This window comes from Rickettsia rickettsii (genome assembly GCF_001951015.1).
Lineage (GTDB): Bacteria > Pseudomonadota > Alphaproteobacteria > Rickettsiales > Rickettsiaceae > Rickettsia > Rickettsia rickettsii.
Map to the genome: position 1 here is coordinate 727,884 of NZ_CP018914.1, position 26,133 is coordinate 754,016.

The window sequence follows — 26,133 nt, forward strand, 5'->3', positions numbered from 1 at the left end:
GGGAAAAATGGAATCAGAGATGGGATGAGCTAAAGAGATATGTCTGTCCACAAACTGAGCGTAATAAGGTAATATTTGATTCTACTTCCATTGGGTCTTTAGTACACCAATAAAATAATTCATCTCTTTTGTTGTTTAAATATTTATAAGCTATTAATTCTAAGAATACATAATGCTCAAAAGATTTACCAGCATCAAACCCTGTCATTTCCTGATATTCATATTTCCTTAGGTAAGTTGCTAAGTGCGGTATCGAAAAGGTAAAATTTAGGCATTTCCGTAATAATTCGCCTTTTGCTAAGTGATCTATACGGATAAAGATGATATCCTAAATATATATCTTCTAATATTTCAAGATATGTTCTAACGGTTTTTGCATCAACACCGCAATCTCTTGCTATATTACTATAATTTATCATCTCATCGTTTGAAATGCCTATAATCTCTAGAAACCTTGCAAGTGCTTTGCGTTTTCTTAAATTTGCTTCACAAACTGTACTTCAGGTAAAATATAGTCATATCAATAGGACGCAAGATATTTATGAAGCTTTTTTGATGCAATATAATGATCAGGTATTAGTCCATGATTAAAAATTTTATGCCAATCAAGCTCTTTTATCTCAGAATAGCATAGAGCAGCAAAAACATATATCTCCAAGCTCTTCTGCCAAGTAAATTGCTACCTGTTGATTTTAAGCGCCTAGTACTGGAGCAGCAAAGGATAAATTGTAAAGCTTTATTAGATTCTATTAAATAATGAACCTTATAACAGTAAGGGGATTTTTTGCACCTCATCAATAATAATAGTTGAGATGCCGTCTTTTGACTTCAATTCTTCTCTTAAACGTTTAGGATTTTGAAAGTAAACTTTATAGGATATCAGCTTGTAATCAATCTATATATATCCGGAAAACGTTGTTTCAGATATGTTGACTTACCAGTTTTACGTGCTCCCCACAAAAAACAGGACTGTCCTTTTGATAATTCTAAGTCTAAAAATCTTTGTATTGTCATGATAATATCTTGCAAATTGAGATATTTTAGAGGTTATCTGTAAATAAATTGTAATTAGCAAGTAAAGAGCTTTTTTAGCAAAAATTGATAAGATTTTTGATAGGGTGTTATTCATATTTCAAAAAAATCTTATAATGTGCAGCAAAAAAGAATTAAATTATCGATTAAAATTTATTTACAGATAGCTTCTAACATCATTTTAGCGGCTTTTATGCCTGCTTCTGTTGAAGTTTTTATATTGGTAGTTTCGGTATGGAAAGTTATTTTACTGCCATCAAGGTTACCGAGCATAAAATTGGTTTGTATATTAGACATCTTCCCAAACTCTACTTCTAGGGGTAATTTGTACGTCAATCCGGTACTCGCATCTGTGCGATTGCTTTTGTACGCTGCGGTGGCAAGTGCTTCTGTGTTTCCTTCAAATACCTCCCTATAAGCGAGTTTGGAAAGATGTCTAGGATTTGCATCTAGATATTGTGAATAAGCAGCAATCGGGGTGCGGCAATTAGCATCTAGATACTCTAAAAATGCTCTTTCGGGTTTTATGAGCTCAAAAGTGGGAAGATGATTAATTTGGTTGCATATCTCAAGCATAGCATTATCATCTTTTCTAATCTCAACTGCAATGACTCCCTGCCCTATACACGGTAACATCTGTGAATACTCTATCAAATGGCAATACTCCGGATTAAACACCTCTAACCTTTTAAGACCTGTATATGCTAAAATTGTTGCGTCAACTTCGCCGGTCATTAGCTTTTTTATTCTTGAATCAACATTCCCTCTAAAAACCGTTACCTTTAAATCCGGTCTTATTTTTTGGATAAATGCTTTTCTTCGTACTGCCGAGCTACCTATTACGGCATTTTGCGGCAGCTCTTCTATAGATTTATATTTTAGACAAACAAAAACATCTCTGGGGTCTTCACGTTCTAAAACAGCAGCTATTACTAGCGGTTCAGGTATTCTACCCGGTACATCTTTTAAAGAATGAACAGCTAAGTCAATTTTTTTATCAAGCAAGGCTTGCTCTATTTCCTTTAAAAATAAAGCTTTACCACCTATATCGTATAATGGTTTATTTTGGATTAAATCCCCGCTAGTAATAATCGGCACTATTTCACAATTGATATCAGGAAAAAATTGTTTGATTTGCTGAATAACTAAATTAGTGTGTATTAAAGCAAGTGGACTTTTTCTTGTACCTATTCTGATAGAATTTGTCATTTGTTTTCTACTATTTCAAAAGGGCTAGTAAAACTTAAAACATTACTGTTTATAATTACTTCATGATTCATAATAACTGGATGATTTACTTCTCCATGCGCTATTCCTGCTGCTTTATAAGTTCCAATATTTTGAATATGATTTAAATAAAAACTTTTTATAGCTTGTTCTACAAACTCATCCCCTTTAGTAAAATCACCAAAGATTATTGCCTTTATGCATTCAAATATACCGGTATTTTTTAATTGAACTAGATTACGATGTACGGCATAGGCTTTTTCATTAACGTCTTCAAGCAATAGAATTTTATTGTCATCCCCGTGGAAACGGGGATCCAGTATTATTTTTTCTGGATTCCCGCTTCCGCGGGAATGACATAAAGAAGCATAGGAATGAGAATGAATTTGCAAACCAGTACTAATCAATTGAGTTAAAACCGTTAAATTCCCGCCTGTTATTGTACCTGTTATATTTTCCTCACTAATTTTCTTTATAGGTATAAGTTGTATTTCACTCTTTTCTCCTTTAAGAACATTTATTATAGGCATAATATCCTGATTAGTAGGCGGTAGTAACGAAGTTAACACTGAACCGTGAATAGTTGGGATATTATAATGGTTATTTAGTAATAAATGCAAAACGGTAATATCGCTATAGCCTATCAGGACTTTATCCCCTTTTGGTTCTATATTAAAACAATCTTCTACAAATTCACTGCATCCACATCCGCCACGAAAAGCCCAAATTATTTTAACCTGTTCATTTTCCATAGCTTCAAACATTCTTAACCTTTCCTCTTTAGAAGCAGCGAAAAAAGGCAATGCATCACCTGAAAAAATCTTATCATCTACTAAAGTTTTAAAACCATGCAACGCTAGTATTTTAATAGCTTCCTTTAATTTATCTTGTGCATCTAGACAGCTTGACGCCGGTTCTATAATTGATATAAAATCTTGTTGTTTATTAAAAATAATTTTTTTCATAATAATGTAATACCGTGGCCCTGCCACGGTATCCGGTAAAAATGTTAAAAAATGCGTGTTATAAGTTGTTTTTTGGATACCGTGGCGGGGCACGGTATGACAGCAAACAGTACTGTATTCCTGTGCTCAACGGAATGACATTTTCAATTACAAAGGCATCGTAAAAATAAAAGTAGTCTTTCCCTGTTTATCGTTTTCTGCCCAAATTTTTCCGGCGTGCAGTTCTATTACTTTCTTACATAATGCAAGTCCTACTCATCTACCTCCTGCCGTACGTGTTTTAGAGCTTACGACAAATACACCGAATATACTCTGCAATTCCTCTTTCAGTACTCCTATTCCATCGTCTTTTATACTATAAAACAAGATATTATTTTCTTGCATGTGTAGATCAATTTTTATTATTCCCTCACTACAATAGCTGATAGCATTTATTATTAGATTATCGAATGTGTGTTTAATATAATGAGGATCACAGTTAAAATTGAAAAGAATATAATTATTATATTCTTTTCAATATCAGATACAAAATTTAAGATTTTGCCGTTTAGATATAATTTCTTACATATTTTAATCCTTTCATGTAGCAATTCGCTTGAGTTTATATCTTTTTTATTGAGTGCATCATTAAGACTGGATAATTTTGAAAAATCTAGAATATTATTTATCAAGCTATTTAATTTAATAGAGCTTTTAGCTATAACCTCTACTGCATTGCGACGCTGATCTTCATTAAATTTATCATAATTAGCCCATAAGGTTTCACCAAGGCTAATAATACCGGTTAGCGGCGTATTGATTTCATGGTTTATATTACGTAAGAACTCATGTTTCAAATCAAGTAACTTCTCTAATTCCTGCTCTCTATAATTAACTCTATTACCTAAAGGAGTATTTTTTAGGTTAACTAATTTTTCTTGCTCCTGCCTTGGTTTTAAGCATACTATTAAAAGGCTACTAAATAAGGTTAGGAATATACTACCTTGAATTGAAAACTACCTATGCTAATTAATAACTTCTCATCCATAAAATATTTATAAAGCTCTATACTAGCAAACGTAACGGTCATAAGTAGTAAAGTAGCTTGCCACCTGAATATCGTTGCAACTATAAGTAGGTTAATTATCAAACACATTAATTGCAGTTGATCAAAACTAACTTGATATAACAAGTAAACTACCGAAAAATATTAATATAACGAAAGTAGCCACAAACCAAGATAAAGATATAATATAATTCTTTTGAAACTTTAAAGACCATAAAGGATAAGTAATTAATATTGCAGCAGTTATAAGTGTGGTATGGTAAATAATATTATATATCTCCAAATGGTTCATTATTCTGCTACCTGATGTGATATATAAAGATGAGAACATCGATATTAAAATAAATATACCGACATAACTATAAGTAATTTCTTGATTTGGTAGGGTACTTTCCCAATATTTAAAGATGTTAAAATTCTTAAGATCACGAAATAAAGTCAAACCTTTTCTTTCTCTCTCTTGCCTGATTATTTTAACGGTTAGCGGCTCTTTTAAAGAACTAAACCCTCCGGGTTGCTTTAAAATATAATGGCTTCCAAGAAAAAAGAGTAAATTTACAATAGTTGCGGATAGTATCGGATAAATACCTAGAACTGCTCTTAAAGAAAATATTTGCCACAATATAATAGTTAATATTGCAGTAATCATAACGATAAAAAAACTTTTAGCACTTGATTTAAAACCGTATATTAACAAAATTAACGGCAAAGTGATTAGCGGTAAATAGATGCTAGTCAATAATAAAAATAGATTTATTAAATCTTTAGTGTAGAGCGATATAATAAAACCTATTAATCCTATAGTAATTGCGGTTATATAATTATAATTTAATGAAGCTTTTTTAATTATGTCATTAGTAAAAGTTACCACTGCAACGTTAATATAAGAGTTTGTACTTGCGATTATCATTGCCATAATAACGCCGACTATTAACCCCTTAAATCCTATATAACTTTTAATGATTCGTAAAAACAATTCATTGGTGTTAACTACCGGATCTTGAGACAATAATAATATAACGCTACCGAATATACTAGGTAATAAGTACAATAATCCGTCCGTATATATTCTTGAATTATCGATTAAAAAAGTACTAGTACTGATCCAAGTAGCAATAAGAGTTGCGACTATTGTACCTGTAGAAAAATTCCTTGTTCCTATCGCATATTCGCAAATATTTTTTATATTTGTGATATTTAGAAGTCCAACTAGCAAATTAATCGCTAAAAAGCTAGTAAAAATAAGGAGATCTATATTTGGCATAGATTTAAGTTATAGGGATTTTCTATGCAAATAATAATAAAGATAAAAAAAGAAACAAACAATATTTTTGTGGAGTTAAAAAAGTATGTCATTCCTACGAATACACATGGGTGTCATAAGACTCGATGTCATTCCCGCGGAGGCGGGAATCCAGTACTTCAAAACTTTTTAAAAGATTTTTTTTAAAGCTCGCTTTATGCTGAAATTCCTGCTTCTGCGGACATGACATAAACGAGCCATGCAATAAGGCCGCTTTTAGCTAGGAATGAAATACAACACTCATTTTTATTCATAAAGATTAAACTGCTACTGCCCTGACCTAATGATGCTACAGTATAATCGTTATTATACCAAGTTGTGTACTCATCAAGTGCATTATGACAATCATTGTCATCAACTATAGCTGTTTTTTTCTCTTCTCATACATCTGCTGCCGTTTTTATTACCTACCATCTTGATACTTGGATCAAACTGTGGCTTGTTTCCTTTATTTAATAATGCTTTTAGAGTTGGCAGTTTTGGGTTGCTAGCATTATACTTTTGAATTATTTAAAAATAATCTATGGCTAGGAGCAGCTGCATCTTGAGTACACTGAAGATTTACATTACCGCCATTTTTTATTAAAGTTTCTACGATTTTAGTAGCGTTATAATCGCTATACCAATCAAGTGGTGTTTTACCACTCTTATCATAGAAATTTACATCAGGTTTTGTATGCGTATTTTTATGCATTTTTCTAAGAAGTTTTACTATTTTTTCTATTATAGGCTCAGCTAAAGATTTCAGTTCTTTAAAATTGTTGATTAACAATGTTTTTGCTTGACCGGATGCTTTTGAAATATCTTGTTTAATAGACCATATTATATTACCAAGCGTAGCAATCATATTATTACCGCCGGTAGAATTTTCAAGGTTACACTTTCCTAATGTTTTTTCTACTAATTCCTTTACATTCATTATTAAAGTTTTAAAACCTGCTTGAGCTAAATATTTATGACCGTTATCAGACATTTTAGATATTGTATTTTGTATTTGTAAAGTACCGGTAGCTAATAAATTTAATATATTATTTGCTTCAAGCGAAGGATTAACACCAAATTTCACTAGATTCTCAATTATTTTATAATATTTATCCATTTGAGTTTGAAATAAACTTATATTTTGATTACTCGGATTATTAGTAATAAGCGGATATTTATTGTAGAATATAAAGCAATATGATTATCTTGACCAAGATCATTAATATCTAAACCTAATTGTGTAAATTTTTCAATTTGTGTCTTACGGAAATCATCAGAAATATGCGACTCCATAGCAACACGGAAAAAATTATGAATTTGTGCTTTCTCAGTTGAAACAAATTTTGCCATAAGTGCAGGGTTATGATGAAATACATCAATAACATTGGAGCTATTACTCCAAATACCCCATTCAAGTATAGTATTACCGTTTGTATCTTTCTTATCCCAATTAGTGTCAGGGATGAGGATCATTCTGTTTAATATCTGTACAGCAATATTTTCTAAAACATTTTTAACATTCTAATCTTATTGTTGAGGTATTAAACTACAAAGAGCTTCAAAAATATTAAGTTTGTTGTTAACATTAGTTCTGCTTAATATAGCCGGTATTAATTTTATGTTTCCTAAAGTTAATAATTGAAAAGATGTATACATAAAAGTCTCCAATTTATATTAATTTTTTATAAAAAATACCATGAAATATGGTTTGTGTCTAATTATAATAATACATGAAAACTTGATAAATGTCAAGTAATTATTAAAAAATTAACTATTATTTAATACCAAGGTGCGAGAGATAAGTTGATTTTAATCCCTTTAACGGTAACATCAGCTTCTTTATCGGCAAGATATTTTTCTTCTCTGATTAAGGCGATTGCTTTATTGTGATAACTTGAGCATATTACGCCGATTTTATTGTTATCTGCGAGTATTTCTGCATCTTTAACTAATGAAGATAAATCTTCATCTGCTGTAATTTTATATATCTTTTTTCTTATAACTCCTTGATATTTAGCCCTTGAAATCACTTCCTGCCCGACATAACAACCTTTATCAAAACTAATTGCATTTAACTCCTCAGCACCATACATATTTGGAATAGATTTATCTGTGATTAAATCTTCCACACCATCTATTATTGCAAAATTATATTTATCTTCTAGGTATATTGGATTCCCGTTTTCACGGGGAGATGTTGTTGAGGGGGGCGGTTCCCCCTCTATCACCCTGTGGCTTGACCACGGGATCCAGTCTTTTTTAATTATTGTCTGGATACCGCACAGCGGTATGACATCGAGCTTATTTATTGAGCGGAAACCAAGCTTAGCATAACGAGGATCACGAACCGTAATTAGCGAGTCTATATCTAATTTTTGAAGTGAGTAGATAACTTTATATTCGTTACTACAATCTATTACTTGTATTTTTGAGCGAAATTTATAGAAGTTTAAATACTCTATCAAAGCAGCTTTATTACTTTTATCAATATCAAGGTAAATTTCTTCAGGGTTATGAACATACACGAAAAAATCAAATAAATATCTTCCTTGATTATTAAGCAAATAAGTATAGCAATAATTATAGTCAATTGATTTGGACTCGCCTACTGCGTTACTCGTCGTCTCGCCTATTATTATAGGCTTCGCTCCTCGCTCCTTGTATCCGAATTCAACTGAATTGACTATACTCTTACAAATATCGTTAGTAATGAGATTTTGTAGGAACTTTACGGAATCGAAACCTATTATTTTGATAACTTCTCTATTACTTAATATTTCATACATAATTATAATATTATTGACTTTATAGGTTCCTAACTACTATACTCTAAATTTATATAAATTAAACTTAATAATCATGAGATGTTCATCTTACTGTACTGCTTCCGAATATAAGATGAGTGATCTAGTGACTAATTTAAAAAAGATTGGTCTTGAACCTCAACATTTTGACGATGTTTTATATATTCGGAAAGAGATAAATAAAGATTCTGATTTTATAGAGATATTTTTCTTTCCGTTTGGTTGTGTAACTATTTGGGGCGGCGATGAAATTCAAGAAAAAATAGTTTTAAGCGATACTGATTTAGTACCAGTAAATAAGCTTAAAGAGCCGGTATCCGATTATATTTATTTTGAATATAATACGGAAGTCAAGAAAACATTTATTGATGAAGAAAAAAATAAAATAATCTTAGCAGATAAATCAGTTTTTGTTAAACTTTCTATTTCCCATGCTCTTGCACAATCGGTTAAACTTAGCGTTCTTGAGCAATCTGTTAGTAACTTGATTGTTCAAACAACCCCTATACAACAGGAACTAGCTAGAACCGGTAGCGTATCGCTTTCTAAAAAGGAGATATTACAGCAAATAGGTATATTATTTAACGAGCGTTATTCAATCAGTTTGCATAGCGATATATTCGATACTCCAGAATTTTTTTGGCGTCGTCCGAGTTATGAGCCTCTATATCTCATGACAGCAGAGTTTCAAGACATAGAAATACGGCAAAATATAATGAATCATCGTCTTAATATGATTCACGAGCTTTTAGACATTCTTTCAAACGATCTTAATTATAAACATTCCACCAAACTTGAGTGGATTATTATTATTTTAATCGGTCTTGAAGTGGTGCTGTCGTTATCTCATACTAATCTTTTCTTAAAAATTATCGGAGCTTTATAAATAGCTTCTATGCAAATTATCGATAATCAAAAAATATTAGAAGAATTTTGTAACCGGTTAGCAAATAAGGCATGCTTAAGCATAGATACGGAATTTGAGCGTCGCTATACTTATTATGCTCAGCTTAGTATAATTCAAGTTAAAGCAGAAGAATATTGCGGAATAATTGATGCATTAAGCAATTTAGATCTGAATATTTTTAATAAGCTGCTTGCAGATAATAATATTACTAAAATATTTCATGCTCCTCGTGAAGATTTAGAGATTTTCTATAATTTATTTAAAACACTACCTGCTAATGTTTTTGATATACAAATTGCAGCAAATATTTGCGGATTCGGTAAACAGCTAAGCTATGATGACCTTTGCTATAAGCTAATCGGTATTACTATCGATAAAACCCACCAAAAATCTCACTGGCTAAAACGCCCTATTACTAGTGATATGTTAAATTATGCAATGTTAGACGTGGAGTATTTGTATAAGATATATAAAGAGTTAAATAATATAATTGTTAGAAATAATTTAACTAATAAATATCAAACTACTCTTAGTGCTTTATTAGATGTGAGAAATTATAAGGTTGAGCCGAAAGATGCTTGGAAAAAAATAAAATATGGAAGTGATGATAAGAGTTTTAATCACAAAATTCAAATGCTTGCAGCTTATCGTGAAGAGAATGCACAAACTATAAATATTCCTCGTAAGCATTTTATTTTAGATGAAGATTTAATAAAGCTTAGTAAATACCCGCCATTAAATCATAAGGATTTTAAAAATCTAAATTTAAAAAGCAAATATTTACGCAAACAAAAATATAAAGATGAAATAATAAGTTTGTGTAATAACTTATAAGAAAAAAGCTATAAATCGAATAACTTGTAGCCTATTATGAATAGAAAAAATTAGCCAACTAATGTAACTTATATCTCACTATCTTGTACTACTTTGACATATTCGTTGTATACATAATCAGGCAAGTTACTAAAGGCCTGGGCTAAGTGTCCCTACTAATGCTAATTGAAAGCAAATATCTCCAGTCTGAGTATCGCCGGATATTTGTCCTGTTTCTAGCCACTCTCCAACTGCTTGTGCAAAAAAAGCAAAAGGTACACCGATCAATACGACAATTTTTTTATTATATCAACCATTTTACCCTAAGTTGATTGTTATAATTAAATATAAATTAATATTTTATACAATAAAAAGTTAAGGTTATTATACCGAAATCATAAATTTAAGCTTACGATCATGAGATTCAATCAGAAAATTATCTATTAATTGTTCTTTTAAACAAACTCCGGCGGTTAATATATTTCGGTTATTATTAAGATATCGGTCAAAATGTCCTTGGCCGTATCCAAGTCTATAACCCTCCTTACTAAACGCAAGTCCTGGGATAATAACTAACTCAGGAATAAAAAAATCATTATTTATAGGTTCATAGGTTTTAAAAGCCCCTAAAGCCAATTGATCGTTATAATGATAAGAACAATATTTTATCTCATTTTTTATGATTTTCGGTAGGAAGAATCTTATTTCAGGATGTAAGTTTGTTATTTCAAGTAAGTTAATTTCGTATTTTAGAGGAAAGTAAAGTCCTACTGTCTTTACTTTTAACTCCTGTAATAACCGGCTAATTTTATTGATTAGAGAGTTTTTGACTAAATCGGAATTAATCTTATCTTGGTTTTTTATTAAAAATTCTTTGAAATAAAGACGCAGCTCTTGTTTGGTCATAAATATCCTTAAATTCGTCATTGCGAGCGACTGAAAGCCTTGTGGTATGGCGCGCTTCATCTCTGTCATCCCACGACTTGTTCGTGGGATCTAGTTACAAATACTAATATTATTAGTATTGTGAGTGGTTTTACTGGATACCGTGGTCAAACCATGGTATGACACCGAACTGGTTTTCAAGCCATGCAACAACGCCGCGACTGCAAGGAGCGTGGCAATCTCATAAAGCAGGACGCTTGAGATTGCTTCGTCAAAACTTACAGTTTTTCCTTGCAATGACGTAGAAATATATCAAATATTAATAGTCCTCTTATCTACACTAAGTGCTGCCTCTTTTATAGCCTCGCTTAAAGTTGGGTGAGCGTGGCATGTTCTTGCTATATCTTCTGAAGCTGCTCCGAATTCCATATAAGCCGTAAGCGCGGCAATTAATGTACCTGCATCAGCTCCTATAATATGAGCTCCTAAAACCCTATCGGTTTTACTATCGGCAAGGATCTTAACCATACCTTCCGTACTACCGATTGCTCTTGCTCTACTATTTGCTAAAAACGGAAACTTACCGACTTTATAATTAATGCCTTTTTCTTTTAGCTGTTCTTCCGTTTCACCGACGCTTGCTACTTCAGGATAAGTATATATTACGCTTGGAATTAAGTTATAGTTAACATGTCCTGCCTGCCCTGCCATAATTTCTACGGCAGCTACAGCCTCTTCCTCGGCTTTATGAGCAAGCATAGCTCCTTTTACCACATCACCGACTGCATAAATATTGGAAACTGCTGTTTGGAACTGGTCATTAATCTCAATGCTACCTTGCTTATCCGTAATAATACCGACAGACTCAAGCCCTAGATTTTGCGTATAGGCTTTTCTGCCTACCGCCATCAACACAACATCGCTTGTTACTACTGAACTCTTACCGTCCTCCTCTATTGTTAGATTTACTTTTCCTGACTTTACTTCAGCAGATAGCACTTTAGTATTCAGTTTAAACTCTATACCTTGTTTTTGCTGTAGTTTCATAAATTGTGTAGCAATTTCTTTATCAAGCATAGGTACAATGCTCGGTGCATACTCAATAACCGTTACTTTAGCTCCCAAACGACGCCAAACTGAACCAAGTTCTAAGCCTATATACCCTCCGCCTACTACTATTAAGTTCTCAGGTACTTTAGAAAGTTTCAAAGCACCGGTAGATGAAACAATAAATTCTTCGTCTATTTTGATATTCGGTATTTCTATGACGCTGGAACCTGTAGTAATTAGGATATTTTTGGCTTTAATTTGCTCTTTATTTACTTCAACGATATTACTAGAACTAATTTTAGCTTCACCTTTTATCCTAGTAACTTTGTTTTTGGCAAAGAGACTTTCTATACCTTTTGTGAGATCAAGAACTACTTTATCTTTATTAGCTAGCATTTTTTGTAAGTCTAGTTTTACATCCGCAGTAATACCTATATTCTCAAAATGTTTTAGAGCTGCTTCATATTTTTCGGAAGAATTAAGTAAAGCTTTCGATGGTATGCATCCTATATTTAAACAAGTGCCGCCAAGAGTATCGCTTTTCTCAATACACGCTACTTTCATACCAAGTTGAGCAGCCCTAATACTGCCTGTATAACCGGCTGGACCGCTACCTATTACCACTAAATCAAATTCTTGCATATTTGTTTGACCTTAATAAATTGTTGGATCGTCATTGCAAGCAGCCCTAGGCTGCGTGGCAATCTTGTCAAATATCCTGAGATTGCTTTGTCAATTACTTACATAATTTCCTCGCAATGATGTAATACTGCTAAAATACACCACTATCACCTTTATAACAACTTTAATCTTATACTATTCTTATTTGGTGAAGCAATAAAACTAATTAAATGAATATTATCTTCAAAGCCGTTTTTATAATTTTGTAGTAAAGAAAACATCTTTTTAGAAATAGCATAATTATGACTAGCATTTAGTGAATTTGCCTCACCTATATTTTTTATTTCTCTCATTAAAGCTAAAGGATTATCAAATTTTAGCTCTATATTTTCATAGTCCACAATTACTTCGGCAAATCTTGCTTGCGAAAATAAAATCGGAACATGAGCAAAATGAATAAAAGGAGCAATATGAGGAGAGTGCTTAAAATCACTTGCTATTTCGGCATCTATTAAGGATTTACGTAAATTCTTTAAGCTATTTCCTCCGACAAAATTACCGATAAAAATACCGTCAGACTTTAAAAATATTCTTATATTAGATAAAAAGCGTTGTACATCATTTATCCAGTGTAACCCTAATGAATAAATAATTAAATCAAAAGAGCCCTTTGGCAATGCTAAATCTTCATCATCGATTAATAATTTATGATTATGCTCAAAAGAATCAAGCAATAAAGGCGACATATCTGTTACGGTAATATCGGCACTTCGATAAGCATTTTTTAATAAGCTCGTAAGATAACCGCATTTAGCCGATATTTCTAGAATCTCCGAAAAATCCTTATCAATCATCCCTAATCGACTTATTATATCATTAGCTGCATGCTTGATAAATAAGCTGTTACTTATCGCCTCTACTGAATTATTTCGGTGATTTTTTAGCTTTAGTCTGTTGAATATATAATCTTCTCCTATCTTGAATTTTCTCTCCTAAAATTGTTGGTGGCGGTCGAGAAATAAAACCCCCTAAAAAATCTCCTAGCAAACTATTTTGAACAAGTTCTCTCTGTCTTGCAGTGCGAATATCATCCCCTTTAACTCTATCTAGCCCTTCAAAATTCTCCTGAATATCTACAATTATAGGTTTCGTATTGTTATTATTAGGTGATAAAGATTCTAAACTCAACAGGCTTTTTTCTGTAGGATTTAAATCCGAAGTTAGATCAAAATGCTCTAAGTAGACAGGTTTTAGTTGTTTATCATTACTAGAAACTTTTTTTCTTTCTATCGCTGAAACATTGTTCTCGGTCTTATTAGATTCTCCTAGAGATTTATAACTACTTATACACAACAATACTAATATAAAATTCTTTAACATAAATAACCCTGTATATTAACAGTGAGTATACATTAATCAAGTACTGAAATAAATTAAGGGAATTATATACTTGTATAACCTATATTTTCTTTTTATTTACCTAAGATGTAAATTCACACCTTTCTTATGTAATGCTCTGCATTTTTCATAAAGCTTAACCTGATCTGCCTCTGTAAAGCCAAGCTTTGTATATTTTGTAAATGAAGTATTATTAATAGGTTGATATGACAGGTCTATATAAACGAAATCTTTAGGCTGAGGCGCAATATTGCTAAAATCCGGATATATTATTTCAACATTTTGTAAAGCTTTACTACACGCAAGCAAGTATGTTATCCTTATCCAGAATATTAGGATTCATATAAGCTCCCATCGGGACTTTGCACTCTCCTTTGCTATTTACTCTATAAAGACCATTATAACAAAAGTCTTGTTAAGGTATATGAAACGTGTTGCTATCTCAATAGGGTTATCGCTATTTGCGTTCTTTCTAACAGCATAGTAATAATCTTGAGAGTGATTAGCTTTATGCTTAGCTAACAGCTCAACTAATGCTCGAGCTTCATCCTTAACTGCCTTGTATGAAATCTAAGTTTATATCTGATACAATAGCTTTGTCTGGAACGAGTGCAAAAAAAAGTGCTCCTCCTAAAGGCTCATAATGATTATTGTAACTAGCAGATAAGCGTAAGCACAACTCTTTGATAAGGCTTCTTTTTCCCCTGTCCATTTTATAAATTTTATAAATGGTTTAGGGATTTTGTCTTCTGCAATCTCTGGAGAATTAATTTTTAACTGAGCTTGACCTATCATTGCTAAAACCTCGTTAAAAGATAATTCTCCGTTTTTAACTACCTTGAGTTTCATACCGACCTACCAAGGCTTTATAAAATAAATAATTACCTGTATTTAAAAGTATAGCATTAAACATATTTCTTACATTATAGTTTTTATGGTTGTACCTAAATACAAACTCGTTTAAATATCTCTCTATGTGTTTTTTTTCTAATAGAATTAAGAGTCCGATTATACCACGCTTAAACAACGCCCAAAAGCTTTCTATCGTGTTTGTGGACACAGACTCTCTTATATATTTACCTAAGTCGTGATTTATATATTCATGATTATATAACTTTTCTAATACCTTGTAAGCTCCCCATTCATCAGATAAAATAGTTGACCCTATTAGAATATTATTTATTGCAACTTTTTCTATGGTCTTTGAATTAACTTTTGTTATAACTTGAACCTTAGCGTTACCGTTTCTCTCTATCATGCCGATTACAACGGTTGTTGTCTTTGTGCTGCCACCTTGTGTACTTTTAGTTTTTTTATTTTGATGTTTGTTCTTTTCTTTACCAACAATATACGTCTCATCTATTTCTACAGTGCTTTTTAAAGGAATACTAAAACTTTCTAGTTTAGTCACTTCTCTAATCCTATGAAGCATAAACCATGCAGTTGTTTGGGTAACATTAATATCTCTTGAAAGCTGTAACGATGATAAACTTTTTTTTGCGTAGTAACTTGTAAAACTGCTGTAAACCATTTCTTTAAAGAAATCTTACTATTTTCAAAAATTGTGCCAATTTTGATACTAAAACGCTTTTTACATGCCTAACATTTGTGATTCGTTCCATCTGCATAATGAAAAATCTTTTGGTTGCCGCAATACGGACAATAAGCTACGTTAGCCCAACGTATATCAGTAAAATAATTATGCACTTTTGTTCAGTAGGTAATTTTTCGAATAAATCAACAACACTTTTAAAATCTAACACTTAACTATACTAACACAATTTTATATAAAATTATCGAAACAATTTAGGTTATACAAGATATATAGTTGCCTTAATTAATTATTTCTCAAGATATTATCTTCGTATTTTTTTCTATAATATATTTTGTAATTCTCATTTCTTATATCATTAAACCATTGGTCTTGTTGTTTTTTAATATAATAATTTAGGGAATTAGATTTACTTTTACTAGTTTGAAAATTATCTTCACAAAATTTTAAAAAACCTGATATTAAAGTTTCTACTCCATTAGTCTCAGATTTTTTCTCAAGAAATTGCATAGAAAAATTAGTAGGATTATTATGTTTTAAATAAAATTGTTTATATTTCTCACGAATTTTATTTTCTTTTTTTATTTGCTGTTCTGAAAAAGATAATTTTTCCTCTAATAATTTATGAATTTCGGTACAATCGCTCCAAGGTAATTCTATTATTAATTGCTCTTCCTGATATTCAAAATTATCTTGAATATTGTTAAAATCGGCATTTACTTTTACCGCACTTACTAATATTAAAAAACATGTAATTAATTTAATATTCATAGAATTAATTAATTTTAGCAGGAACCGGTATCATAATACTACTTCTGTATCTTTTATTGCCACTAAAAAGTGATTTTTTTTGAACTTTGTTATTATTTACTGGAATTGTATCTTCTAAAGCCCCTTCATTATTATTTAGATAACTATGTAAGGATGCTTTATAAAGAGCCATATTACTTGCTATTTTAACTACATCTTGTTTATATTTAAACCCTAAAGAATGTGTAGCCGAATGATAATGAGCTATCGCCTTGTGCCAGCTCCCTAGCTGATCATATTTTGAACGCAAAAATTCTGCACCGTAACGAATGTTATTATTTGGATCAAATGCCTGTTCAAGGGAATTAAAAGCCCCTAAATGATGCCTTAAGTTAATCTGCATGCATCCGATATCAATACTCTCTCGCCCTTTTATAAGCTCTACTCTAACAAAACTTACGGCTTCTCTTTTTGTGTTAAAATAATAGCCTTTTCCTTCAACATTTACTGTCCAAGGCCATACTAATGTAATTTTACGTGTTGTATGTTTTTTCCCCGATTCTTTTAAAGCTATTGAATGTAACGTATTAGATGGGATATTAAATTTTTTTTCAAAGTAAGGAAAAAGTTTTGAACATTTAAAGGATTCAGCTATTTCAGGATCGGCAATAGCCGGCTTAGAGAAGAGGATAAAGGATAATAATAGGAGTAGCATGGTTTTAACGTCATTGAGAGGAAAATTACAGAGTAATTGACGAAGCAGTCCAGTAAACAATTCTGATTTACAGAATTTTTTTATCGTTTTGCTGGATTGCCACGCTCCTTGTAGTCGCTCGCAATAACAATTTTGGCATAATTCCCAAACCATACTGGCAACGCTAAAATAACTTGAGTTACAATAAGATAAACTAGCCTACCATAACTTATCTTACGAAGCAAGGGAAGTTATAGCATGTAAGAGGTAAGGATTTAATCTAAATCCCAAGCAGCATCATTAGTGTTTTGAGGATTACCTAATATATCGGGTACCATATCCAACAAATTATTAATATCGCCTCCTGTCGCTTGCAAAAGATTACTTACTTGTGTTATAAAGTCTTCAGCAGTGCTACCTTGAGCATCTTGAGGATTAGTAGTCCCATCTAAAGCTTGAACTCCGAAATTAATTAATGTTACTAAATCCTTAGCTTGCATACCTAAAATAGTATCTTCTGTACCGCTCTCTCCTCTATTAGAACTAGTAGAAGGTTGTATATGTGGTATTTCCTCTCTGTTAGCGTGAGCAGTTGCTTGATAAACCAAAGCTGCAAGTTGTTGATCGTTAAGATTATTTTGTTCCTTTGACATTTCTGGAGATATAGTAGAATCATCCTCAGATAGATCAATTAGATCTTTTTCTTGCAATATAGAGCTTGTATCCACACTATAGCTTAAAGCTTAACATTGAAAATCATCATCTTTAATTACGCTTTCATACCATTTTTTATGTTCGTTAGCTGCATGTTTTGCATTTTCATTATTTTTATAATTATTTGGAATAGCGTATAAGCCGTATCCTCCTTTATTTGCTTCGTCTATTATGATTTTAGCTATCTTCAGTTCATCTATACTTAAGTCAATATTTTGTTTCACTTTGTTTAAAAGAAGTTTCAGTATCTGATTGCCTTGTGCTGCCCCTTTATTATTTTCCCAGCCTCTTATTAAATAATCTATACCTGATGTTTTAGCATGCTCTAATACTGCTTTTATAGCTTTCCTTGATTATTAGCTTTTTCATTTTCACCTTGCTGCTCATCTTTAATATAGCATTCTCAGCCCATTTAGCAAGTTGAGCATATGATGCTAGCTCCCCTACTGCATTAAATATGGATACATGTTTACCTGGATAATCTATAATCTACTTTTGTAATTATTTCAGATAGATCAAATTTTTGAACTAATTTCGGTAATTCAACAAGCAATTCATCATAATATGGTTTGTTTAAACTCCATTCTCTTCCATTTTGCTTGATTTCATTTATGGTTTCTTGAGTAAAGTTATATAATGAATATTGATTCATAATTTGATCCCTTGGTAATTATTGGTTAAATTTATAGTTAAAAACCACGAAACATGGTATTTTTTAAAAATGCTTTAAATTGTTAGGTCCTGTACATTTTTGATTAATGATTATAATTTTGAGATGTTTTTTAGCAAAAATTAATAAGATTTTTGCAGAAATAGTTATTCATATTTCAAAAAAATCTTATAATTTGCAACTAAAAATGGCCATAATTATGATTATTCTATTACAAGAGTACAGAACCTAATTGACTGATTAAATAAACATGTTTATTATCAATCCAAATTAAATGTAAAAGTATATTTTATGAAAGTTGTTAGCTCATTAAAATCGTTAAAAAAACGTGATAAAGATTGTCAGATCGTTAAAAGAAGAGGCAAAATTTTTGTAATAAATAAAAAGAATAAAAGATTTAAAGCAAAACAAGGTTAATTAATCATTTGTGGAGAAAAAAATATACTCGATGAACTTGAAAATTAGCTACGTCGTCTTTGTAAGTCCTCGGATGCTGAGTGTTTATTATATGCTCCGCTCCTCGGTTTGCAGACTCCTTGCTCTTTTTCCAGTTGATCTTCGTATATTACTTTTCATTTTACTTCAGAGTATATAATACTACTTTTGAAAGAAAAGAAATAAATATGGCCGGTCATTCAAAGTTCAAAAATATTCAGCATCGTAAAGGGGCTCAAGATAAAAAAAGAGCAAAAGTTTTCACTAAATTAATTCGTGAAATAGTTACTGCAGCTAAAACCGGTTCTTCTAATAACCCTGAAAATAATCCACGTCTTAGAAATGCTTTAACCGCTGCACGTAGTCAAAATCTCCCTAAAGAAAGAATAGATAAAGCTCTTAATAGTGCTAATGAGTCTTCTAATAACGAAAATTATACGGAAATTAGATATGAAGGTTATGCACCGAATGGTATTGCTATAATAGTTGAAGCTTTAACCGATAATAAAAACCGCACTGCTGCAGAAGTACGCTCTAGTTTTACTAAATATGGTGGGAGTTTAGGCGAAACCGGTAGTGTCAATTATTTATTCAACCATTGCGGAGTTATTCAGTATCCAATAAATATAGCATCTAATGAAGATGTTTTAGAGGCAGTCATAGAGGCCGGGGGGCATGATATTATATCCGATGATACCACCCATACAATCTATACGGATGTTGAAAATTTCTCTAAAGTGCTAGACTTTTTCACTGGCAAATACGGCATACCTGAAGATTCGTATATAGGCTGGATCCCATTAAATACAATAATTATAGATGATAAGGAAAAAGCCGCAAAATTACTAAAGCTTGTGGAAGTTTTAGAAGAAAGCGATGATGTGCAAAGAGTTTTTGGGAATTATGAGTTATCTGATGATGTTTACGAAATAATACAAGGAGAACCATGACTTATAACGATGCAAATTATCAAATAATTATTTTAGCAGCCGGTAAAGGTACTAGAATGGAGTCCGATTTACCGAAAGTAATGCATCAAGTCGGTGGAGTTCCAATGCTTGAAACGGTATTAAAGAATTCGCTTAACGTTACAAATGATGTAATTATAGTGTATTCAGAAGAACTTAAAAAACATTTAATGCCCTATGAAAATATGTGTCGCTTTGTACTGCAAGCAGAACCTAAAGGCACAGCTCATGCTACTTATGCAGCAATAGATTTAATTAATAAAAATAAAACAATATTAGTTTTGTACGCTGATCATCCTCTTATTACTCCAAAACTTATGCATGAATTAATAGCTTATTTAAGCCTTACTAATTCTGCATTAGTGACTTTAAGCTTTGAGAGCGCAAATCCGGTTCAATATGGGAGAATATCTACTGATAAAAATGGTGAATTTTTAGAGATAATCGAACATAAAAATGCAAGCGCAGAAGAGAAAAACATAAAGCTTTGTAATTCAGGTATTATGGCTTTCAGTAGCGAAATTTTAAATAAATACTTACCTTTATTTGCTACTAATACTAACGGTCATAAGGAAGTTTATTTAACTGAAATAGTAAAAATATGTAAAAATCACGGTGAAAAAGTTTCATATTTATTATCTACTGATCATGATTTAATTGTTGGTGTTAATACTAAAAATGAGCTAGAAGAAGCTAATAATATTTTTTCTCAGAATAAGTCTTAGCTTTGTCGTATGGATACCCGAGTAGTCATTGCAAGCGACTAAAGGCTTTGTGGCATAGATTGTTTTATGTCATTCCCGCGAGAAACCGGGAATCCAGTAAAACCTATAAAAAACTTGTTGTTATAGGTTTATTTTTTGGGATCCTCGCTTCCGCTGGGATGATATCGAGTAGGCTTTTTACTCTATGCAACAACATCAATACCTTGTGAGAATGACATAGGAAGCCATACAGGCAATGCTAAAAATTTGGGAGAGATGGCCGAGTGGTTTAAGGCGCACGCCTGGAAAGCGTGTTCACGGCAACGTGTCGGGGGTTCGAATCCCCCTCTCTCCGCCAGTTCAGTTTATTGTATACTCGCATGATTTCAAGAATTGAATTTGTTATCAAATGGTGAGTGTGTACAGTTTATACTTAATAAGTGAGTACGTGAATTCATGCAGATAACAAAGAGCAATTCTTAAAAGCAGAAGAGTATGTTATGCTCGTTTATTTTCTTTATATACTTAGTATATTTATCTAGTAAAGAAACATGTGCAGTTGCTGCTTCTGATTTAAAAAATTCTACGCTCTCTTTACTTCAAGACATGGTTACTTTTACTGAATCATCTTTTAATAAAAGTTCTCTAGGGTGCGGCAAGAAATCTTTTACTATTTTTACTTCCCCTATTTCCCCATCAGTGTATTTTATTCTCTTGCGCATAAATTCTCTTACCTTTGCACCAGTATCCTGCTCTAAAAATTCTTATATGATTATCTCGGAATGTAAAACGGACTGTTAAAATATTACCATCAACTTTACCTAAACAACAATATCTTTTTTCTGTAATACTAACTTACCATGCTCTAGTCTGGACAGTTAGCCAATTTTTGTAGTTTATCGAACCGGAAAGCCCAATAGTAATCAAGGTTTCCACTGTCGAGTATTTAAAAGTTTCATATGCATTTGTTATTACATTTATAAAGTCTAAAAGCTTTTTACAAAGCTTATCGTTTACTAATTACCTCATATTGATAGTCTTTTAATTTCTATTTTTACTTTTATAATAAAAATAGTTGTATATTTATATTGTTTTTTTATTACAGCTGTAATTTTATAAGTTACAATTATATACCTAAGAATCAATTAATTTATATTAAGTTATGACTCATAAAGATTTATCACATTTAACAGAAGAACAAATCAAAGATTTAATAAAACGTTATTATAACTATGAGAAAATAGCTCAATTAGAAGAATTGAATGTAATGTATCTCCCAATAGTTTAGTTAGTTGATTTCCGCTTGTTACGCATCATAAATTATTCTGTAAATACTACCGAGATACAAATTTAGTTATTAAGCTAAAGAGTAGAAATTATTATAGCTATTTTTATGCAGAAACGAGTTTTGCTCTATTGGGTCCTATATGTAATCATAACAATAACTCTAGTTGTTCATGTGATAATTGTAAGAAATCTATAAAACAGCAAAAACAAACTGAAGAAGAAGCAAAAAGACATATTTTAATAGATACATTTTTGTATAAAAATATTAAAGCTCCGCCAATTGAAGAATTAACTCTAAAATATGCTTTATATTTATTAAGTGTAGTAGAACATTCTGCTGCTGAAGACCTTGAATTTGTAAAGCCAGATTTAAAAGGGGATATTCTGTACCGAGTTTAACACCGGACGAAGATTTAAATGATCATATTGTAGGGACATCTAGGTCGTAGAGATTTTGTATTAATTAATCCTTTAACAAACAGTCTTGATCCCTTCAAATTCAATCAAGAAAAAGCATTAACAGACTATGATCCAAACAAAGTGTTATGGGATCTTTTGCCTAAATATGGATATTGAAGAAAAAAAGAATATTTAAATTCTGTGCGAAATATAGTTAAAGGCGAATGGTCTTCATCATGGAAAAAAGAAGTCAGTGATATATGGCATCAAATTGCTAAATATGAATATATTATATCTCATTGAAAGACGATGAATATGATGCAGATAACATCGTTAGTATAGTATAATTATAAATAATATACATAAAAAAGTAAGTAAAGCACTTGGGGAGAAGTGGACAATAAAAAATTCTAAAATAAAGTGTTGCCGTTTACAAAGTGCAGTTAGCTCTACTTTTTTTGATTTGTTTTTAGGAATAAGGGATAAATATTTTGAGCGTATTATGCCACTTGAGTAAATAATAAATTTCTCAAAAATCTTAAAGAGATCATATTTGAGTGATAGTTTAATGCGTTGTATATCCTTTTAATTCTTCTGTAAAAATATTCCAATCCTCTTGCTAGTATTCTAAACTAAGCGGCGATGGTAAAATCATTCTCGGCTTAATGGGAAAATACGAGAGCTTAAACCCCCATTTGATACCGCCTATAACTTTTATTGTTTTACGCTCATGATCAATTTTAATGGCATAAACGTGACCGATCCAGTAAGATAAAGGTTTAGAGAAAAGTGTGTAGTACCATAAAGGAGAATCATAAAAATCTTGTTCTAAAGTGTAAAATGGGTAATTGAGTTTTATATCACCGTCTATAAAATCTTGTAATTCCTTATCCGAGCCAATCAGTGCGAACTATGTGAAGCCAAGTATTATGTTTTGCATCTGTTTTAGTATGAATAATAGGGAAAGATGTATTAAAACAGTCTTTTTCAGCATTTGGGGTATAGGAAATATTAAATGCTATTCCCATAGAATTAACCTGTAGGCTTTTATGAGCATTTTTATATAAACAAATTCCTATATCATCAGCTACTTCATTATTTACGTCGGGATTATTGCCAATGCAAAGCAAAATTTACTCCGTATAAAGTAAGTAAAAATATACTAAGAAAGATTATTAATTTAAGAATACTTTTAGGGTTTAACATTTTTAGTGATCTCTTTTGCTTCTTTCCAAAGCTTCAGCATAAATTCTACTGATTGTCCTTGCAGATTTAGCAGGTTATGCTTTTTGGTAAGCATTTTTATTGCTCTCATACGTTTCTCAAATTTTTCATTTGTCTTGCTAAGCGTTGTCTCAACATACAACCCTGAAAAAATACACAACGAAATCGCCGTATGGAGCAAATCCCCTATTTCTTCTTGTACTCTTTCCGGTGGTTCGGCATCGTCCATAGCTTCTTTTATCTCTCTACATTCATCTATTGCCTGCTCTAAAATCATCTCATGATCCGGCCAATCAAAACCATAGCCCCGTGCGTCTTGCTCAAGCAGAATTAAATTTTGTAGAGGATTTGTTAGATTCTAGATTCTTAACCATATACACCATATTAAATTCATAGTTTTGTGGCTTTAAATTAAATAATGGTTTAAAACCGCAAGCTTCATTGTATATTTACCGAATCCTTGGTTTTGATAAGGCCTATCTACTGCAAGTGACCTTAGTGCCAATTCATTTTCATTGAAAAATTCTATATGAGCAGTTGCAACGATTTTAACTCTTTTATATAACACAAAATGATAATGATTCTCTGCCGTTATAGTTGTATGGTTAGAATCATATTTTACGTTTATAGTATCAAAGATTTGTTCAGCTCGTATGCGATGGTATTCTTTCCACTCGCTATAATGTGTGCAACGCATAAGCCTAATGGAGTTATTACTTAAGTGCATAATTATATAGTGAAGTTAAAATTTTAAATGATTTTATGAAAATATTTAATAGTTATCGTGATGCAATTTTCATCAAAGATCATGTTAAATCGAAGCATATTATAGATAAAGAAAAAGAACAATTACGTTATGAAATACTTGAAAAAGAACATATTTGGCTTTTAGATAAGGCACTGGAAGAAAGATTTAAAAGTAAATAAACTACTGTGATAAGTTTATACATAAATATATTTTTTCTAAAAATTACTTGTGGGACGATTTATTATATCATAATTGAGATTAGTTAAATATGAATCAAGTTATAATAATCAACGGTCCTTCTTGTGTAGGTAAAACAACAATAGCCAAAGAAATTTGTAGGCAATCTAATAATAAATTTATTCATTTACAAATTGATCAAGTCGGAGCGTTTTATAGTACGATTTTTCCTACAGAATTTAAGTTTGCAGAAAATGAGGCCGGCACTGAAAACAATGATGATAGACTAAAAGGTCGTTTTAATAATAATAGGTTAGCAAGAAGAAAAATTGTTGCGTTGATATTGCTTACAACCGCAAAAGCATTATTAGATAAAAATTTTAATATTGTAATCGATACGGCACTAGATGGTCTGGATGCTCAAGAACTTGCTAAATTTTATCTTAAATATCTAAATGGTTACAAAATAACCTTTTTAAGGAATCTTTTGTCCGGTTGAAGAACGATTAAACACTAGAACTGACAACCTCTTCTTAACGGAAGATTTTGTAAGATTACAGAGTGGACAATATGATGTTTTTGAATCTTGTAGAAACTTCTATAATACTTGGTTCGATAACTCAAAGTGAAGGGCTATAGAAATTGCCTCTAAAATATTATCTATTTAATAGGAAAGCCCAGGACGGGTAAATATACTATAGCGAAAGAGCTTATGTTATATATGATAATAAGTTAATTAATAATACTATTTTTGCTTTGCTTGGATATGACGGTTTTAAGAAGATTCCAGAATTTGTATGGGATACAATCGGACGTATTAGATATCATGTTTTTGAGTTTATCGTGCAAGAACCTTTTAATAGAATAGTTTGTGACAACGAGGTTGTATCAAAGAGTTGTTTCCGCTAGGCAACCATCTATGTCACTAGATGAACCTAAGAGTCTGAATAAAGAGACTCAAAATGAAATATTTACCGATTGTAAGACATGTGAAAGTTAAAATGGATACTACAATATATGATCCGGCATATAAGAAATATTTTGAAAAGCGTGAGCCGACTCAAAAGAAACTCATCACATGTGCATTAAGGTTTGAGCTGTGTGCGGGAAAACCAGCATACACGATTCTTAGGAGAGTGCAATTGCTGCTTATCTGATTTTACATTTATTAGGTGTCAGAAGAGATTCACATTAGACAATATTACTATTTTCACCCTTTTCATCCTGCACGTAAAAATCGTTTTTTTCATTCAATATATCATCACTGTTTGTATATAAAGATTCAATAAATAAAATAGAGTCCTTTAAAGCTAGTTGCACAGCTATATTATCCTGATCATGTCTTTCTATAGTTTTAGAAAAGCCCAAATTCTTTAACTACATTACCTAATTCTTTTATATTAGCTCGAAATCTAGTAGAATCAGAATGTGACATAGGTGTTTTTGAGAGCTTTATTATTTCGTTTCTACGTTCTTGTGTTTTAATAATAACTATTTTCTTTAAGTTATCGTCTAAATCTTCCATTCCAATTTTATTGCGAATAATATCGTTTATACTAATTACTTTATTTCCATGCTTTCTCTCATGCGTTGCTGCTACTATACTGCAAGCCAAATCTGTTAATATATCTATTAAGAAACTTTGCGTTATTAAACCTATACCTTTTACTAAAATTTTTATTATACCCTCTTGCTCATTAATATTATTTTTATAGTTTCAGCAATACAGCAAGCATTTATGATATTTTTATATTCCAATAAAATGCATTACAGTAATCG

General features: G+C 31.4%; 38 protein-coding genes, 1 tRNA gene and 3 pseudogenes. 11 read left to right on the forward strand and 31 right to left on the reverse strand.

Features of this window, described 5'->3' with window-relative positions:
• Positions 1–13: 13 nt before the first annotated feature.
• From BTU51_RS04375 to ygfZ, 10 genes and pseudogenes are all read right to left on the reverse strand, one after another.
• Complete coding sequence (locus BTU51_RS04375; protein ID WP_012150931.1) at positions 14–208, reverse strand: hypothetical protein; 195 nt, start codon at positions 206–208, stop codon at positions 14–16.
• 10 nt (positions 209–218) lie between these two features.
• Entirely contained in the window at positions 219–434 is a 216-nt protein-coding gene (locus BTU51_RS04380) for a DUF4143 domain-containing protein (protein WP_410526368.1), read from the reverse strand.
• Between the two features lie 751 nt (positions 435–1,185).
• The gene (gene hemC, locus BTU51_RS04385; RefSeq protein ID WP_012150935.1) at positions 1,186–2,241 is read right to left on the reverse strand and encodes a hydroxymethylbilane synthase; all 1,056 of its coding nucleotides are present in this window, start codon (positions 2,239–2,241) and stop codon (positions 1,186–1,188) included.
• Positions 2,238–3,224: an LD-carboxypeptidase gene (locus BTU51_RS04390; protein WP_012150936.1), complete on the reverse strand. Its 987-nt coding sequence runs from the start codon at positions 3,222–3,224 to the stop codon at positions 2,238–2,240. The genes hemC and BTU51_RS04390 overlap by 4 nt, the downstream gene beginning before the upstream one ends.
• Before the next feature lie 147 nt (positions 3,225–3,371).
• Positions 3,372–3,719 (reverse strand): annotated as a pseudogene (locus BTU51_RS09275) (sensor histidine kinase).
• The gene (locus BTU51_RS08820) at positions 3,662–4,060 is read right to left on the reverse strand and encodes a sensor histidine kinase (protein WP_012150938.1); all 399 of its coding nucleotides are present in this window, start codon (positions 4,058–4,060) and stop codon (positions 3,662–3,664) included. The pseudogene BTU51_RS09275 and the gene BTU51_RS08820 overlap by 58 nt, the downstream one beginning before the upstream one ends.
• Positions 4,061–4,378: 318 nt before the next feature.
• Positions 4,379–5,533, reverse strand: a complete 1,155-nt coding sequence (locus BTU51_RS08825) for an SLC5/6 family protein (protein WP_230453536.1) — start codon at positions 5,531–5,533, stop codon at positions 4,379–4,381.
• Positions 5,534–6,065: 532 nt separating this feature from the next.
• A complete protein-coding gene (locus tag BTU51_RS04420) occupies positions 6,066–6,671 on the reverse strand; it encodes an ankyrin repeat domain-containing protein (RefSeq protein WP_012150939.1) in 606 nt (201 codons plus the stop codon).
• Between the two features lie 17 nt (positions 6,672–6,688).
• Complete coding sequence (locus BTU51_RS04425; protein WP_012150940.1) at positions 6,689–7,027, reverse strand: hypothetical protein; 339 nt, start codon at positions 7,025–7,027, stop codon at positions 6,689–6,691.
• 305 nt (positions 7,028–7,332) lie between these two features.
• On the reverse strand, positions 7,333–8,340 hold the full coding sequence (gene ygfZ, locus BTU51_RS04430) for a CAF17-like 4Fe-4S cluster assembly/insertion protein YgfZ (RefSeq protein ID WP_012262436.1): 1,008 nt from the start codon (positions 8,338–8,340) through the stop codon (positions 7,333–7,335).
• A 112-nt stretch (positions 8,341–8,452) separates the two neighbouring features.
• Between ygfZ and BTU51_RS04435 the strand changes: the two genes are divergently transcribed.
• A complete protein-coding gene (locus BTU51_RS04435) occupies positions 8,453–9,244 on the forward strand; it encodes an RMD1 family protein (RefSeq protein ID WP_012150942.1) in 792 nt (263 codons plus the stop codon).
• Positions 9,245–9,253: 9 nt separating this feature from the next.
• The gene (locus tag BTU51_RS04440; RefSeq protein WP_012150943.1) at positions 9,254–10,099 is read left to right on the forward strand and encodes a ribonuclease D; all 846 of its coding nucleotides are present in this window, start codon (positions 9,254–9,256) and stop codon (positions 10,097–10,099) included.
• A gap of 129 nt (positions 10,100–10,228) precedes the next feature.
• On the opposite strand, the gene BTU51_RS07840 is transcribed toward BTU51_RS04440, so the two are convergent.
• Together BTU51_RS07840 and BTU51_RS04445 are read right to left on the reverse strand one after the other, a co-directional pair.
• Positions 10,229–10,366, reverse strand: a complete 138-nt coding sequence (locus tag BTU51_RS07840) for a hypothetical protein (protein WP_012150944.1) — start codon at positions 10,364–10,366, stop codon at positions 10,229–10,231.
• A gap of 96 nt (positions 10,367–10,462) precedes the next feature.
• A complete protein-coding gene (locus tag BTU51_RS04445; RefSeq protein WP_012150945.1) occupies positions 10,463–10,984 on the reverse strand; it encodes a 5-formyltetrahydrofolate cyclo-ligase in 522 nt (173 codons plus the stop codon).
• A 158-nt stretch (positions 10,985–11,142) separates the two neighbouring features.
• On the opposite strand from BTU51_RS04445, the gene BTU51_RS09785 reads away from it, so the two are divergent.
• Complete coding sequence (locus tag BTU51_RS09785) at positions 11,143–11,268, forward strand: hypothetical protein (protein ID WP_012262439.1); 126 nt, start codon at positions 11,143–11,145, stop codon at positions 11,266–11,268.
• 7 nt (positions 11,269–11,275) lie between these two features.
• Here BTU51_RS09785 and lpdA read toward each other — a convergent pair whose 3' ends face one another.
• The 13 genes and pseudogenes from lpdA to BTU51_RS04505 all read right to left on the reverse strand — a co-directional run bounded on the left by lpdA (position 11,276) and on the right by BTU51_RS04505 (position 18,394).
• On the reverse strand, positions 11,276–12,655 hold the full coding sequence (gene lpdA, locus BTU51_RS04450) for a dihydrolipoyl dehydrogenase (RefSeq protein ID WP_012262440.1): 1,380 nt from the start codon (positions 12,653–12,655) through the stop codon (positions 11,276–11,278).
• 152 nt (positions 12,656–12,807) lie between these two features.
• On the reverse strand, positions 12,808–13,527 hold the full coding sequence (locus BTU51_RS04455) for a methyltransferase domain-containing protein (protein WP_257786434.1): 720 nt from the start codon (positions 13,525–13,527) through the stop codon (positions 12,808–12,810).
• A gap of 31 nt (positions 13,528–13,558) precedes the next feature.
• Positions 13,559–14,014 (reverse strand): hypothetical protein, encoded by a 456-nt coding sequence (locus BTU51_RS04460; RefSeq protein WP_012150948.1) that lies wholly within the window; start codon positions 14,012–14,014, stop codon positions 13,559–13,561.
• A 96-nt stretch (positions 14,015–14,110) separates the two neighbouring features.
• On the reverse strand, positions 14,111–14,341 hold the full coding sequence (locus BTU51_RS08830; protein WP_012262441.1) for a DNA adenine methylase: 231 nt from the start codon (positions 14,339–14,341) through the stop codon (positions 14,111–14,113).
• Positions 14,328–14,396: pseudogene (locus BTU51_RS10175) on the reverse strand (DNA adenine methylase); the annotation flags it as partial. The pseudogene BTU51_RS10175 and the gene BTU51_RS08830, both read right to left, overlap by 14 nt.
• 266 nt (positions 14,397–14,662) lie before the next feature.
• Entirely contained in the window at positions 14,663–14,881 is a 219-nt protein-coding gene (locus BTU51_RS04470; protein ID WP_012150950.1) for a hypothetical protein, read from the reverse strand.
• Positions 14,862–15,563, reverse strand: coding sequence for an IS1595 family transposase (locus BTU51_RS04475; protein WP_012262442.1), 702 nt, complete (start codon positions 15,561–15,563; stop codon positions 14,862–14,864). The genes BTU51_RS04470 and BTU51_RS04475 overlap by 20 nt, the downstream gene beginning before the upstream one ends.
• Before the next feature lie 68 nt (positions 15,564–15,631).
• Positions 15,632–15,739, reverse strand: coding sequence for a transposase (locus BTU51_RS10180; RefSeq protein ID WP_155114716.1), 108 nt, complete (start codon positions 15,737–15,739; stop codon positions 15,632–15,634).
• 130 nt (positions 15,740–15,869) lie between these two features.
• Entirely contained in the window at positions 15,870–16,355 is a 486-nt protein-coding gene (locus tag BTU51_RS04485; RefSeq protein WP_012150952.1) for a DUF2532 domain-containing protein, read from the reverse strand.
• Between the two features lie 4 nt (positions 16,356–16,359).
• Positions 16,360–17,202 (reverse strand): lytic transglycosylase domain-containing protein, encoded by an 843-nt coding sequence (locus BTU51_RS04490; RefSeq protein WP_012262443.1) that lies wholly within the window; start codon positions 17,200–17,202, stop codon positions 16,360–16,362.
• 101 nt (positions 17,203–17,303) lie between these two features.
• Positions 17,304–17,756 (reverse strand): hypothetical protein, encoded by a 453-nt coding sequence (locus tag BTU51_RS04495; RefSeq protein WP_012262444.1) that lies wholly within the window; start codon positions 17,754–17,756, stop codon positions 17,304–17,306.
• A gap of 15 nt (positions 17,757–17,771) precedes the next feature.
• Positions 17,772–17,966, reverse strand: coding sequence for a hypothetical protein (locus BTU51_RS04500; protein ID WP_012150955.1), 195 nt, complete (start codon positions 17,964–17,966; stop codon positions 17,772–17,774).
• Between the two features lie 245 nt (positions 17,967–18,211).
• Positions 18,212–18,394 (reverse strand): hypothetical protein, encoded by a 183-nt coding sequence (locus BTU51_RS04505; protein ID WP_012150956.1) that lies wholly within the window; start codon positions 18,392–18,394, stop codon positions 18,212–18,214.
• A gap of 309 nt (positions 18,395–18,703) precedes the next feature.
• Between BTU51_RS04505 and ykgO the strand changes: the two genes are divergently transcribed.
• The 4 genes from ykgO (at position 18,704) to BTU51_RS04530 (ending at position 20,877) form a co-directional block, all read left to right on the forward strand.
• Entirely contained in the window at positions 18,704–18,829 is a 126-nt protein-coding gene (gene ykgO, locus BTU51_RS04510) for a type B 50S ribosomal protein L36 (protein ID WP_004998227.1), read from the forward strand.
• A gap of 206 nt (positions 18,830–19,035) precedes the next feature.
• On the forward strand, positions 19,036–19,797 hold the full coding sequence (locus tag BTU51_RS04520) for a YebC/PmpR family DNA-binding transcriptional regulator (protein ID WP_012150957.1): 762 nt from the start codon (positions 19,036–19,038) through the stop codon (positions 19,795–19,797).
• Positions 19,794–20,540, forward strand: a complete 747-nt coding sequence (locus BTU51_RS04525) for a sugar phosphate nucleotidyltransferase (RefSeq protein WP_012150958.1) — start codon at positions 19,794–19,796, stop codon at positions 20,538–20,540. The genes BTU51_RS04520 and BTU51_RS04525 overlap by 4 nt, the downstream gene beginning before the upstream one ends.
• 249 nt (positions 20,541–20,789) lie before the next feature.
• A tRNA-Ser gene (locus tag BTU51_RS04530) sits at positions 20,790–20,877 on the forward strand.
• Between the two features lie 140 nt (positions 20,878–21,017).
• On the opposite strand, the pseudogene BTU51_RS10185 reads toward BTU51_RS04530, so the two are convergent.
• Positions 21,018–21,241, reverse strand: a pseudogene (locus tag BTU51_RS10185) (CopG family transcriptional regulator).
• 440 nt (positions 21,242–21,681) lie between these two features.
• Here BTU51_RS10185 and BTU51_RS09795 point away from each other — a divergent pair.
• Together BTU51_RS09795 and BTU51_RS04540 are read left to right on the forward strand one after the other, a co-directional pair.
• Entirely contained in the window at positions 21,682–21,807 is a 126-nt protein-coding gene (locus tag BTU51_RS09795; protein ID WP_012262446.1) for a hypothetical protein, read from the forward strand.
• A gap of 128 nt (positions 21,808–21,935) precedes the next feature.
• Positions 21,936–22,205 carry a hypothetical protein gene (locus BTU51_RS04540; RefSeq protein WP_012150960.1) on the forward strand — a complete coding sequence of 90 codons (270 nt, stop codon included), beginning with the start codon at positions 21,936–21,938 and terminating at the stop codon, positions 22,203–22,205.
• An 887-nt stretch (positions 22,206–23,092) separates the two neighbouring features.
• Here the strand turns inward: BTU51_RS04540 and BTU51_RS04550 are convergent.
• The 3 genes from BTU51_RS04550 to BTU51_RS04560 all read right to left on the reverse strand — a co-directional run bounded on the left by BTU51_RS04550 (position 23,093) and on the right by BTU51_RS04560 (position 24,126).
• Positions 23,093–23,335, reverse strand: coding sequence for a hypothetical protein (locus BTU51_RS04550; protein ID WP_012150961.1), 243 nt, complete (start codon positions 23,333–23,335; stop codon positions 23,093–23,095).
• A gap of 62 nt (positions 23,336–23,397) precedes the next feature.
• Entirely contained in the window at positions 23,398–23,706 is a 309-nt protein-coding gene (locus BTU51_RS04555; RefSeq protein WP_012262449.1) for a MazG nucleotide pyrophosphohydrolase domain-containing protein, read from the reverse strand.
• A 129-nt stretch (positions 23,707–23,835) separates the two neighbouring features.
• Complete coding sequence (locus BTU51_RS04560; RefSeq protein ID WP_012150963.1) at positions 23,836–24,126, reverse strand: GNAT family N-acetyltransferase; 291 nt, start codon at positions 24,124–24,126, stop codon at positions 23,836–23,838.
• A 65-nt stretch (positions 24,127–24,191) separates the two neighbouring features.
• Here BTU51_RS04560 and BTU51_RS08590 point away from each other — a divergent pair, with 65 nt between their 5' ends.
• A complete protein-coding gene (locus BTU51_RS08590) occupies positions 24,192–24,356 on the forward strand; it encodes a hypothetical protein (RefSeq protein WP_012262451.1) in 165 nt (54 codons plus the stop codon).
• 89 nt (positions 24,357–24,445) lie between these two features.
• Positions 24,446–24,853, forward strand: coding sequence for a phosphotransferase-like protein (locus tag BTU51_RS04565; RefSeq protein WP_012262452.1), 408 nt, complete (start codon positions 24,446–24,448; stop codon positions 24,851–24,853).
• 692 nt (positions 24,854–25,545) lie between these two features.
• On the opposite strand, the gene BTU51_RS09280 is transcribed toward BTU51_RS04565, so the two are convergent.
• Together BTU51_RS09280 and BTU51_RS09285 are read right to left on the reverse strand one after the other, a co-directional pair.
• Complete coding sequence (locus BTU51_RS09280) at positions 25,546–25,722, reverse strand: hypothetical protein (RefSeq protein ID WP_230453537.1); 177 nt, start codon at positions 25,720–25,722, stop codon at positions 25,546–25,548.
• Complete coding sequence (locus BTU51_RS09285) at positions 25,709–25,969, reverse strand: hypothetical protein (protein ID WP_014364544.1); 261 nt, start codon at positions 25,967–25,969, stop codon at positions 25,709–25,711. The genes BTU51_RS09280 and BTU51_RS09285 overlap by 14 nt, the downstream gene beginning before the upstream one ends.
• Positions 25,970–26,133: the final 164 nt, after the last annotated feature.

Excerpts from the sequence above, each read along its gene's own strand:
- BTU51_RS04375 (WP_012150931.1), bottom strand. The coding sequence starts at position 208 with ATGACAGGGTTTGATGCTGGTAAATCTTTTGAGCATTATGTATTCTTA.
- BTU51_RS04520 (WP_012150957.1), top strand. The coding sequence starts at position 19,036 with ATGGCCGGTCATTCAAAGTTCAAAAATATTCAGCATCGTAAAGGGGCT.
- BTU51_RS04390 (WP_012150936.1), bottom strand. The coding sequence starts at position 3,224 with ATGAAAAAAATTATTTTTAATAAACAACAAGATTTTATATCAATTATA.
- BTU51_RS04490 (WP_012262443.1), bottom strand. The coding sequence starts at position 17,202 with ATGGTTTGGGAATTATGCCAAAATTGTTATTGCGAGCGACTACAAGGA.
- BTU51_RS09785 (WP_012262439.1), top strand. The coding sequence starts at position 11,143 with ATGACACCGAACTGGTTTTCAAGCCATGCAACAACGCCGCGACTGCAA.
- BTU51_RS04425 (WP_012150940.1), bottom strand. The coding sequence starts at position 7,027 with ATGATCCTCATCCCTGACACTAATTGGGATAAGAAAGATACAAACGGT.
- BTU51_RS04475 (WP_012262442.1), bottom strand. The coding sequence starts at position 15,563 with ATGGTTTACAGCAGTTTTACAAGTTACTACGCAAAAAAAAGTTTATCA.
- BTU51_RS04435 (WP_012150942.1), top strand. The coding sequence starts at position 8,453 with ATGAGTGATCTAGTGACTAATTTAAAAAAGATTGGTCTTGAACCTCAA.
- BTU51_RS09795 (WP_012262446.1), top strand. The coding sequence starts at position 21,682 with ATGACTCATAAAGATTTATCACATTTAACAGAAGAACAAATCAAAGAT.
- BTU51_RS04420 (WP_012150939.1), bottom strand. The coding sequence starts at position 6,671 with ATGGATAAATATTATAAAATAATTGAGAATCTAGTGAAATTTGGTGTT.
- BTU51_RS04565 (WP_012262452.1), top strand. The coding sequence starts at position 24,446 with ATGAATCAAGTTATAATAATCAACGGTCCTTCTTGTGTAGGTAAAACA.
- BTU51_RS04470 (WP_012150950.1), bottom strand. The coding sequence starts at position 14,881 with ATGAAACTCAAGGTAGTTAAAAACGGAGAATTATCTTTTAACGAGGTT.
- BTU51_RS04445 (WP_012150945.1), bottom strand. The coding sequence starts at position 10,984 with ATGACCAAACAAGAGCTGCGTCTTTATTTCAAAGAATTTTTAATAAAA.
- BTU51_RS04560 (WP_012150963.1), bottom strand. The coding sequence starts at position 24,126 with ATGCGTTGCACACATTATAGCGAGTGGAAAGAATACCATCGCATACGA.
- ykgO (WP_004998227.1), top strand. The coding sequence starts at position 18,704 with ATGAAAGTTGTTAGCTCATTAAAATCGTTAAAAAAACGTGATAAAGAT.
- BTU51_RS04555 (WP_012262449.1), bottom strand. The coding sequence starts at position 23,706 with ATGATTTTAGAGCAGGCAATAGATGAATGTAGAGAGATAAAAGAAGCT.
- BTU51_RS04505 (WP_012150956.1), bottom strand. The coding sequence starts at position 18,394 with ATGAATCAATATTCATTATATAACTTTACTCAAGAAACCATAAATGAA.
- ygfZ (WP_012262436.1), bottom strand. The coding sequence starts at position 8,340 with ATGTATGAAATATTAAGTAATAGAGAAGTTATCAAAATAATAGGTTTC.
- BTU51_RS04525 (WP_012150958.1), top strand. The coding sequence starts at position 19,794 with ATGACTTATAACGATGCAAATTATCAAATAATTATTTTAGCAGCCGGT.
- hemC (WP_012150935.1), bottom strand. The coding sequence starts at position 2,241 with ATGACAAATTCTATCAGAATAGGTACAAGAAAAAGTCCACTTGCTTTA.
- BTU51_RS08825 (WP_230453536.1), bottom strand. The coding sequence starts at position 5,533 with ATGCCAAATATAGATCTCCTTATTTTTACTAGCTTTTTAGCGATTAAT.
- BTU51_RS04485 (WP_012150952.1), bottom strand. The coding sequence starts at position 16,355 with ATGAATATTAAATTAATTACATGTTTTTTAATATTAGTAAGTGCGGTA.
- BTU51_RS08590 (WP_012262451.1), top strand. The coding sequence starts at position 24,192 with ATGAAAATATTTAATAGTTATCGTGATGCAATTTTCATCAAAGATCAT.
- BTU51_RS04460 (WP_012150948.1), bottom strand. The coding sequence starts at position 14,014 with ATGTTAAAGAATTTTATATTAGTATTGTTGTGTATAAGTAGTTATAAA.
- BTU51_RS04440 (WP_012150943.1), top strand. The coding sequence starts at position 9,254 with ATGCAAATTATCGATAATCAAAAAATATTAGAAGAATTTTGTAACCGG.
- lpdA (WP_012262440.1), bottom strand. The coding sequence starts at position 12,655 with ATGCAAGAATTTGATTTAGTGGTAATAGGTAGCGGTCCAGCCGGTTAT.